Raw genomic sequence first — 10,177 nt, 5'->3', positions numbered from 1 at the left:
GCCCGTTATAACATTTAATAGCTGCGGAATTTCATCTAAGGATGTTTTACGAACAAAACTACCAATTTTATGTAGTCTTTCTGCGTCTGATAATAAGGTACCAGCGCTATCTTTTTTATCGTTCATGGTCTTAAACTTTACAATTTTAAAAATTTTTCCGTTTTTACCCGGTCGTAACTGAAAGAAAAAAGGCTTTCCCGCATTCGCAAAAAATAGACCCAAAGTAACAATCAAAAAAACTGGACTTAAAAAAAGTAATCCAGATATCGAAATTATTAAATCAAGTATTCTCTTCAAGAAATAGGGATACATTTTTGTCAATTGTTTGTTTTAGTAAATAAAAAATTAATAATATAGATTACAAATGCGCTGTAAATTTTTAAATGATGGAACTTTCATTTTTTCTTAGTTTATGAATAATCCTTTGACCTATTCTTTGACCAGGTAACTCAATAAGCTGATAGGAAATAGTAGAAAACAATATCGATAGACTGATTAGAACAACAAATCTTAAACAATAATTTATGATAGCAGAAATAGAATTATTTACTACAATAAAATCAACTACATCAAATTTTGTTAACCAATACAAAACTCCAAAATGAACCAAATACATACTGTAACTAACTTTCCCTATATAGAGCAATACTGGATTCTCTAAAATCTTATAATTTATTTTACTTATTGCAATTCCGAACAAGACAAAAACGATTCCAAATATAAAATAGGATGGTAGTAATGAAAAACCAATAATATGTAGTATCAATAGAAAAGAAGTCAGCAGGAGCGATGATGGAGCTATTTTAATATTGTATCCTTCTTTTACAATATAATAAAAGAAAATACCTAAAGCGAAGATAGGCATCTGGCTAGGAAAATAAAAAAATAAATATTCATTCCATAGTCTATCACTCTCAATGATGTGAATTTTATGCAATAAAATATCAAGAACAAGTCGAAGGACAAGTGTAACTAGTACAAAAAGATAAGCTACTCTAACGTTTTTAATTTTAACAAAAAGCAAAGGAGCGATGCAATAAAAAAGCATCTCCACTGCTATAGACCAGCCACCTGGCACCACACTGTTCATCCAATAGGGATTAAAACCATGAACAAAAAAAATATTTGATAAAATATTTGAAGTGGTTACTAACTCTTGGTCACCAAGCCAATATCTTGATCCAAATCCATCTTGCCACAAATAATAAAAAATACCAACATAATAAAGTGGAGCAATTCTAAAAAAACGACGAATAAAAAAATTAAACTTAGGATACTTTTCTTGTTCATTTCTCCTATTCATCGAGAGAAACAATGTAAATGCACTGGCAATGTAAAAAAGTTGCACACCGTTAGCTCCATTACCAATAATAGATACGATGGTTACAGGTAGAAAAGCATTATTCCCATATTGACCACAATGAACCATCAGAACACCTAGAATTGCTATGCCTCTTAAAACATCAATATAGTTTAATTTCATAAAATTCTTATTAAATATATTTTGCAAGTAAAATAAAAAAGGTAAATATTGAGATAGCTACCTATCACAAAAACATAAAAACACCTTACTTAATACTTTTACCATTTACTTTATACAATCGTGTTTATTTAAACAAAGTTTTATTGTAACTATTAAAATTTAAAATATTACTTAATGACCAATTACATTTTTAAATCTCTAATTAATTTTGATATCCTTAACAATAACTTCATATTCCTCCAAAGCAGCATCCCAAACGAACTGTTGACTGTAGTGAGAGACAATTATTGGTCGAATACGTTCCTGTAGCTTATTTCTAAGAATAGTATCTTCTATCATTTGTTTCATTGCTTCTAAAATTGCCTTTTCGTTTTTAACGGGAATAACTAAACCGTTCTTTCCATTTTTAATTATTTCATTACAACCACTAATATCAGTTACAATAGTTGGCAAACCCATCGCACCTGCTTGTAGTACTACATTAGGAAAACCTTCGCGATAGCTAGGAAAAACAAAAGCATTTGCAATAGCATAATAAGAACGAACATCCGGTTGAAATCCAACTTCAATTATGGAACGATTTGATTGTAAGGTCTCCAATGTACTTGAAAGCAATGGATCTAAATCCGACTCTTTTGGGCCTACTAATAGTAGTTTTACGTTCGATTTTATTTTGGAAAGCTGATCAAAAGCAGCAACTAATTCATTTATTCCTTTATCAGTAACCAAACGACCCACAAAAATAAAAACAAAATCGGCAGTATGAATTCCTATGCTATTCTTGAGCTCTTGTATTTGATTGAATGATACTTCCTGACTATTAAAATAGTCAGTATCGATACCATTTATATTACCATTGGCTAAGAACTTCAAAGGTTTGCTAGTAATTTTATAGTAAACTAAATCATTCTTAACGCCTTGACCTTCTGGGTAAACGTGTGTTGCACACTTGCATAGCAGCTTATCCATAAAAATTAATAACTTTTGCATCGATCCCACTTTAGAGGGAAAAATTAAACCCGTAAAGGTATGTACTCGTATGGGAACACCCGCAAAATAGGCAGCTAGCATGGATAAAAGACCTGCCTTAGGGGTAATCGAATGAACAATTTGAGGCTTTTCGGTACGAAATAGCTGATACAATTTCCATAATGAAATCATATCATGGAAGGGTCTAATTGCTCGTTGCATAGGTATTGCTACCGTTCGCACTCCCTCTCTGTTCGCAACATTTTCTAAATGGGTATCTGCTCCTGAAACAGCCACTACTTCATAGTGATTATTCAAAAAGGATAATTGCCCTTTCAATAAAAAATCAAGGGACATAGCTATTGTAGCGGTACGGATGATTTTAACTTTTTGCAAGACGTTTGTATAAATCTATATGTTTATCGACCATAATAGTTATATCATAAGCTGCTGCTCGTTCTAGGCAAGCAGTAACAACTGCTTCAAAATAATCCGAGTCTTTCAATAATTTTGAAATTTCACGAGCGAGCGCGATTTCATCACCAACAGGAAAAAGAACTCCTGCTCCTTTTACAACCTCTGAAAGTCCTGGGACATCCGAGGCTACAAAAGGTCTCTCAGAAGCCATTCCTTCAATGCTCGATAAAGATAACCCTTCATATTTGGAGGAAAGAACAATAACATCAGCTGACTTTAGCAGTTGTGGTACATCCATTCGTAAACCTAAAAATAATATTCGTTCCTGCAGTCCTAATGACTGGACTAAACTTTCACATTCGTTTTTTACAGCTCCTTCACCTACTAAAAGTAATTTAACTTCAGAAGGCAAATGAGTCAAAGAACGTATTAAAGTGGCCTGGTCTTTTTGTTCTCTAAATCCTGCTACTTGGATAATGATTGTATCTAATTCAGTAAGATTTTTATCAATTTGATTGCGTTCAATTGCTTTCGCTTGTTTTATTGCTGACAAATTAACGCCGTTTTTTATAATTGGCAATTTAACAATTGGGGCGTCAGTATGTAGGTGTATAATCGATTGAATTTCTGAACTGATACATACAACTTGTTGGTAAAACCTATAGACCATCCTGTCAATAATTCGAAACAAACGATTTGTCAATCTTCTGTTACTGCTATTGTGCTCGGTAAATATTAACTTAACTTTCGAAAAACCGATTGCTTTTGCAAAAACTACCCAATACTGAGCTGGAAAAAGATGCACATGAATTAATTCGTACTTTTTAAGATAAGGTATTATTTTAATGATATAAAGAGGATTGTAAACAGAATGCGCCCCTAATGAATAGATCGTACAGCAGTTTAATTCTTTCAAAGCTTGTAAGAAGGGATGATTGGTACCATTAAGAACGAGCACATCCATTTGCAATCCCTTTTCTTTATACAGCGGGAGCGTTTCTAAAAGTAGTTTTTCTGCTCCACCGGTAGCTAAGCTATTTATAATTTGTAAAATCTTCACCTGCTAAGATTGTGTTTTAATTCGAACATATAAATTTAAAAGTAACCCAAAAGGGAAGGCTAGAAAAACAAGAATCGGTTTTCCAGTTTGTTTGAATAACGCTCTATCCTTTACAAAAAGAAAAGAAGAAACTAGGTGAACTGCATTTTTAAATCGTTCTTGGAAGCTACTCCCATATAAAATTCTACTTTGTCTCGATACAGCAAAACCCCTAGGATTCTTTCGATACTGCTTGAAAATATTTAATGTTGAACCATCTAGCTGATACTCAACAATACACAATATTTCATTAACAGGTTTTAAATCATAATCTTGATCTATCAAGAGACATTTATAATCCAAGGGTACAAATTTTTCGCCTTTGAACTCGGGATATGCTGGGTATTTTGCAGTAATTGACGATCTATATACAAGCTTTTTATCTCCTTTAACTCCGTGTTTACTATAGAGTTCATTCAATTTACAGTGTGTAAGATAATCCGGGATTTTTGTACCTATAATCGTACGGTCCTTAGTTGCATCGAGCCCTATAATACCTGAATATTGAGGGTCTAGATTAGCCGTCTCTTTAATAATTATTTCGACGGCATCATCAGGCATAAAATCATCAGAATCAATACATACATTGAACTCTGTTTGTATTAGTTCATAGGCCTTGTTATGACCAGTGTGCATGCCACCATTCTCTTTATAGTGATAAATTATTTGTATAACATCTTCCGCTATCCATTGTGCAACTAAATTCCGGGTTTGATCTGTAGAGCCGTCATCGATGACGAGCCACTCAAAGTCTTTTGAAGTCTGCCTACACAAACTATCGTATACTTGATGCAAACAATAGGCTCTATTAAAAGTAGATGTAAATACAGTTAATTTTTTAATCATATCTATTGTGTAAGAATTACATTCATAATATAGGTAAAAGAAAAATAGAGTGCAAGAACTGTCCCCAATACTTTATGTTGGTTTTTAAAAAATTGTTTTTTCAATAATGGATATATTATCACAATTCCCATCATAAACCATGATAAGTAAGCGAATCGATTAGAAAAGTTAGCCCTAATAACTAAAATCCAAAATCCATTTGTTATCAAATAAATATTGAAGAGTTGCGCGTACATTATATCTTTATATTTTCTTTTAAAAATAAAATACCAACCAGCATAAACTGGCAAAGCGCTATAAATCAAAAAATCCCAACGAAAACCAGTACTACTAAAATCGTCATTATTGATATTACCGGACGTCAAATAACTAATTCGTTCATCATCAAATCCTAAGCTTGCAAATAAAGACTCAAAAAAGCCTCCTGCGGCTATAGATATAGGAATACATAAAATCCAAAAATATAAAATTTTTTTACTGTCTTTAAAAAAGAGAGTGAACAAATAGGCCGCTACAGGTAGCGCCAAAGATTTGTGAAAAGAGATCGCAACAAACATTAAAGCGACCATCACTATTTTCTTATTGGAATACGCTAAAGCTAGCAGCATTATTGAAGTCGCCAAACCATTTCGAATTCCGTTAGTACCATAGGACCAAAATGAAAAAGAACATATTAAAATAAAAAAACTATAAAACCAATATTCTTGAAACAACTTCTTGGAGGCTAAATACAGTGGAAGAATGTAAAGGGAGGAACAAACAAAAAAAAAGAAATTCACAGTCATGACTTTTGCACAAAGCATCATGAAGAAATTAAAACCTAAATCACCTCCTAATCCCAAAGGAATTCCATCAGCGAAACTAGCAAATGACCTTGAGTAGGCTCCCATATCGCCAAATACAAAACTTATGGGTCTAAACCCCATATAAACAATTATCACGATTAAGATGAAATAACCTAAAATATGCTTATTTTTTAAATTTTTTATTGCCGTAATTGGAGTACCAAAAGCATTAATCCACGTAAATAACACAATGAGTAATAAAAAATTATAATAAAACAGATTATAATATTCAATTGGAATAAAATCAATCATAAAAAAAAATAAGTTTTATAAAAAGGAAAGGCACAATCATTGGTATTATTTTTGCAAAAATCTTGTTGCAGCAGCTACTACTGTAACCCCATCAGGAATATCTTTTGTCACAACAGTGCCTGCACCTACAACTACATTATTTCCTATTGTGATACCACCAATAATGCAACAATTGGCGTGAAGTGCAACATTATTACCAATAATTGGTCTTTTGCCGTTCTTTTCCCCAATGGTGACTAAATGACTAATATACAAATTCTCACCTATACTCTCTGCATTTATAATTGTGGCATAAGGATGAGCCAACTTAACTCCTCCACCAATTTTAGAATATATATCAATTATGAAATACTTTTCTTTAGGATAAAAAACTCTAAAAACATTTGTAATAAAACCTTGGGTTCTAAAATAAAATAGAGATCTAAAATATTTATCAACAGCAATTCTATGAATGAAGACTTTACAAGTATTTATATCGAAGGCCTTCTCCTCTGTATTTAAGTCCTTGATTATTAAATCTTTTTGATTGCTAAGATAAAATCGAATAAGTAATGGAAAATAAATCAAATATCTAAGAAAGGTCATTTTTAAAAATTTTAGTGTTCCAAAGTTTCATTATATTGAATATCGAATAATTATTTGCAGTTTGTACTGCATTTTGACTTAAAAGTCTTTGGTGCGATTCGTTGTTTGCAAAATCAGTCAAAGCAGCAACAAATTGTTCTCTGTTTTTATTAGCAATCAATCTTCCATCATAACGATCAGTAAGAATATTTCTTGGACCAGTTGGGCAATTATAACTAAATACCGGCACTGCCAAAGCTAATGCCTCTAAGATAACTAGCGGAAAACATTCGTGGTGGGAGGTAAGTAATAACACCTTAGCTTCTTCAAGCTTAGCGCTAGTTTCTTTAGTTTCCCCCATAAAAATAATAGATTGAGTCAAATTCAGATTAAGTACTTTTTGCTTTAAGCTTTTTGCATATTCATCAGTATCTGCACCATAAATTTCTAAAATCCAATCTGATTTTTCTTTAATAAATTCGCTCCAAATGTAGATTAAATCTTCAATATTTTTAACAGGTGCGATCCTGCCTAAAAAAATAGCTTTATTATCTTTTTTTTGATCTTTACAGTTTAAAAGCGAATTACTTGTTATCGGGTTGGCTATTACTACTGTTTTGGCAGACTTACTAAAACTTTGCTCTTCTGGACTTAAAACAACTAAATAATTATATGCATCATATAGAATGTTTTCTAATTTACTTTTAAAATTATCTGTTTGATTGTATTTACTAAAATGAAATTCTTTTATTGTTTTAGCATTTCCTTTGAAAAAATTAACACAATAAGTTATTGGTATGTGGGAAGCTACAATGATAAAATCAGGCTGAATTACTTTTAATTCATTTCTTAATTTTTTAATATTTCGTACGAATTTAAAAATGTTTTTGGATTTAAAATAGCTTTTACTTCTATCATAATTAATTGCTAAATCAACAAACCGAACCTGATCTGATAACTCATAAGCAAAGGGTTGCTGTCTTTGCTCAGTACTAATGATAGTTACGGAATACCCAAAAATAGCTGCCCAATAATTCGCTTTCATAACTACAAGTCGCTCAATACCGCCCACACTATGCAGTTGATCTACTAAAATAACAATCTGTTTCATTTGATTATTTCTTTAAACAAATTATCCCATTCATTTAAAATAGTTTCCGGCAGGTATCGTATCACATTCTGCTTCGCTCTAGCTCCCATTTCCTTGCGTAAAGTTTCGTTGTCGATTAAAAGAATTATTTTTTCGGCTAATTGTTTATAATTCTTTTGCTCCACAAGAAAACCGTCAATTCCGTTTGCTATGATATCCGAAGGTCCATAGTTACAATTAAAAGAGACGCAGGGCAATCCACATGCCATAGCTTCAATTAATACCATACCGAAACCTTCATATCGAGAAGACATGACATAAAGTGCAGACTCTAGGTACTTTTTTTCAATGTCTTTTTCAGGATCGTGAAAAGAAACAGAGGATTTTAGATCTAGCTGAACGACAAATTTTTCTAAGCCTATGTCCTCTTCTTTTTTACCATAAATATCTAAATTCCAGCTTGGATGTTTTTTAATCACTAGCTGCCAAGCTTGAAGCAAAAGGTCGTACCCTTTTTGATAACTTTGCTTGCCAACAGCAATTACTTTTTTATGATCAAGAGTACTCGATTGCTCAGGATAAAACGATAAAGGATTTGCTATTACTCTTATATTTTTAAGGCTAGTCCACTCCTTTTTATTCCCCTCAGTTAAAACAATAAAAAAGGTGAATTTTTTAGCCAGAAGTTCCATTACTAACCACTTTGCTCTTGTTCTGCATTTTCGAAAAAAAGAACCGTCATGATGCATTTCTATTTCTTTCGAGACATGCCTCTCATAGATAATAGGTTTTTTCGTTCCTACAATTATTGGCATAAAAAAACCTTTTAAACCATCATCGCAGACACAAATTATGTCAGGCTCTACTTTTTTAATAACGTCTCGTACTCCTATAATATACTCTTTTATATATTGTATAGATTGACCTCCAACAGCTACATCATAAAATTGAACTTTTTTATTAAAAGCATAAAACAAGGGCTCCCCAAAAGAGTTGAGAGTCATTATTGTCACTTCATAACCAAACTTGTCTGCGAGCCCACTTGCTTTAATGGATAAAACTCTTTCCAAACCTCCGGAGCCGTGAACAGCATTAGTTACATATAATAATTTCACTTTTATTTTACTTTTAAATAGGAAGTATTGCTCGACGAGTAAAAGGAGGTCTTCTATCCTTGAAAAACAACTTTAATGTTGTACTAGTTTTTTGAACCTTTCGAGAGAGACCTCTTTATCACTATTTTTATCCATTTTTGTATGAGCAACAATAGCTGACATAAAACTGCTGTCCTCCATAAATTTGGCTATTGACTGGGCAATAGCCACAGCATTCATTTCGCAAATTATTCCTGTTTTATCCTGTTCAATGATCCCATAAGCGCTAGGGAAATTAGTGGTAACTATAGGCTTTTGTAATAATTTGGCCTCGATTAAAGTAATACATAAGCCTTCGTAAATAGATGATTGAACATACAAATCAGATTGAAACACATAGGGATAGGGATTATCTTTTAATCCTAACAAAATGAAATTTTCTGATAAACCCTTTTTTATAATGAGCTCTTGCAGTACATTCCTTTCTTCCCCTTCTCCAACTACATACCAAACAATATCTTTTCCATGATCCACTAAAATCTTACAAGCTTCAATTGCTAAATTCAACCCTTTTTGTGGGGTTAACCTCCCGACTGTAGTGATTGAAAATACCGATTGATTTTTTATCAAATCAACAGATAAACTGGCCTTTTTAAATATTTCAACCTCATCTACAATATCCCTTATGACAATCGTTGAAAAATTGAATCCTGCCGCTGTATAACATTTTTTAAAAACCTCTTCATTTTCGTCAGAAACCACGACGATGGTCTTAAATTGATTGTAAAACGGGACATCGTACGACAAATCATATCCTGCTTTTATGTAATCATTATTCAACCAACTGTATTTAAATGCCGCACTTACTTTATCAGCTACATAATAGGTAGAAAATCCTTGACCATAAGCGATGGCAATATCAAACGATTTTTCGAGAACTTTATGACAATTTTTGAAAGACCGCCAATACAACTGCGAGCTGTGTTTGTTTTTATTGAAACATCGCAATAAAAAGAAAAATAATCGCGCTACTATGAAGTTAAATCCAAGCCAGCCTTTATCTATTTCGACAGTACGTACTGAAACTTCTGAAGGAACTAATTTCTCGAATAGGCCGCCTCTACTATGTAATCTTAGCTCAACTTCAAACTGGTCATAATCAATAAACTTTAATAGCGTTACCAAACTTTTCTCAGCACCACCACAATCTAAAGAGTCAATTACAAATAGAATTTTCTTTTTTAACATTAACAATTAAATTAATTTTTATGAATTTCTTGAAAAAGTTGTAGCCATTGTGTACCTATTTTATCTGCTGAAAACTTTGAACTGCTCTGCACTGCATTCCAAGCCATCGTTTGTCTTAATTCGACATTATCAATTAATAATTGCAGCTGCTTTGCATACCCAATAAGATCATGGTTCGTAACAATGAAGCCATTAAATTCGTGTTCAATAATATCGTGTAGCGATCCAAAGGAATCCATAGCGACTGGCACACAACCCATTTGCTGTGCT

General features: G+C 32.5%; 10 protein-coding genes and 1 pseudogene. All 11 read right to left on the bottom strand.

Annotated features, from left to right (window positions below; translation table 11 throughout):
* A partial coding sequence (locus tag P8M54_RS02170) for a sugar transferase (RefSeq protein ID WP_300284545.1) occupies positions 1-312 on the bottom strand: 312 nt, incomplete at its 3' end.
* A gap of 67 nt (positions 313-379) precedes the next feature.
* Positions 380-1,483, bottom strand: coding sequence for an acyltransferase (locus P8M54_RS02165; RefSeq protein ID WP_300284542.1), 1,104 nt, complete (start codon positions 1,481-1,483; stop codon positions 380-382).
* Between the two features lie 198 nt (positions 1,484-1,681).
* Positions 1,682-2,848: a glycosyltransferase family 4 protein gene (locus tag P8M54_RS02160; protein ID WP_300284539.1), complete on the bottom strand. Its 1,167-nt coding sequence runs from the start codon at positions 2,846-2,848 to the stop codon at positions 1,682-1,684.
* The gene (locus P8M54_RS02155) at positions 2,835-3,929 is read right to left on the bottom strand and encodes a glycosyltransferase (protein ID WP_300284537.1); all 1,095 of its coding nucleotides are present in this window, start codon (positions 3,927-3,929) and stop codon (positions 2,835-2,837) included. Before P8M54_RS02155 ends, P8M54_RS02160 begins: the two co-directional genes overlap by 14 nt.
* A 3-nt stretch (positions 3,930-3,932) precedes the next feature.
* A complete protein-coding gene (locus P8M54_RS02150; RefSeq protein WP_300284534.1) occupies positions 3,933-4,814 on the bottom strand; it encodes a glycosyltransferase family A protein in 882 nt (293 codons plus the stop codon).
* A gap of 2 nt (positions 4,815-4,816) precedes the next feature.
* Positions 4,817-5,911, bottom strand: a complete 1,095-nt coding sequence (locus tag P8M54_RS02145) for an EpsG family protein (protein ID WP_300284531.1) — start codon at positions 5,909-5,911, stop codon at positions 4,817-4,819.
* Between the two features lie 45 nt (positions 5,912-5,956).
* Positions 5,957-6,496 carry a DapH/DapD/GlmU-related protein gene (locus tag P8M54_RS02140; RefSeq protein WP_300284528.1) on the bottom strand — a complete coding sequence of 180 codons (540 nt, stop codon included), beginning with the start codon at positions 6,494-6,496 and terminating at the stop codon, positions 5,957-5,959.
* A complete protein-coding gene (locus tag P8M54_RS02135; RefSeq protein ID WP_300284526.1) occupies positions 6,483-7,586 on the bottom strand; it encodes a glycosyltransferase in 1,104 nt (367 codons plus the stop codon). The genes P8M54_RS02140 and P8M54_RS02135 overlap by 14 nt, the downstream gene beginning before the upstream one ends.
* Positions 7,583-8,680 (bottom strand): glycosyltransferase family 4 protein, encoded by a 1,098-nt coding sequence (locus P8M54_RS02130; protein ID WP_300284523.1) that lies wholly within the window; start codon positions 8,678-8,680, stop codon positions 7,583-7,585. The genes P8M54_RS02135 and P8M54_RS02130 overlap by 4 nt, the downstream gene beginning before the upstream one ends.
* A 72-nt stretch (positions 8,681-8,752) precedes the next feature.
* On the bottom strand, positions 8,753-9,907 hold the full coding sequence (locus tag P8M54_RS02125) for a glycosyltransferase (RefSeq protein ID WP_300284520.1): 1,155 nt from the start codon (positions 9,905-9,907) through the stop codon (positions 8,753-8,755).
* 11 nt (positions 9,908-9,918) lie between these two features.
* Positions 9,919-10,177: pseudogene (locus tag P8M54_RS02120) on the bottom strand (hypothetical protein); the annotation flags it as partial.

Source organism: Flavobacterium sp. (assembly GCF_029242675.1).
In the GTDB taxonomy this organism is placed as follows: domain Bacteria; phylum Bacteroidota; class Bacteroidia; order Flavobacteriales; family Flavobacteriaceae; genus Flavobacterium.
Note: the sequence above shows the minus strand (reverse complement) of the source record. Positions and strands in the feature narration are given on the sequence as shown.

Excerpts from the sequence above, each read along its gene's own strand:
- P8M54_RS02150 (WP_300284534.1), bottom strand. The coding sequence starts at position 4,814 with ATGATTAAAAAATTAACTGTATTTACATCTACTTTTAATAGAGCCTAT.
- P8M54_RS02135 (WP_300284526.1), bottom strand. The coding sequence starts at position 7,586 with ATGAAACAGATTGTTATTTTAGTAGATCAACTGCATAGTGTGGGCGGT.
- P8M54_RS02145 (WP_300284531.1), bottom strand. The coding sequence starts at position 5,911 with ATGATTGATTTTATTCCAATTGAATATTATAATCTGTTTTATTATAAT.
- P8M54_RS02165 (WP_300284542.1), bottom strand. The coding sequence starts at position 1,483 with ATGAAATTAAACTATATTGATGTTTTAAGAGGCATAGCAATTCTAGGT.
- P8M54_RS02125 (WP_300284520.1), bottom strand. The coding sequence starts at position 9,907 with ATGTTAAAAAAGAAAATTCTATTTGTAATTGACTCTTTAGATTGTGGT.
- P8M54_RS02140 (WP_300284528.1), bottom strand. The coding sequence starts at position 6,496 with ATGACCTTTCTTAGATATTTGATTTATTTTCCATTACTTATTCGATTT.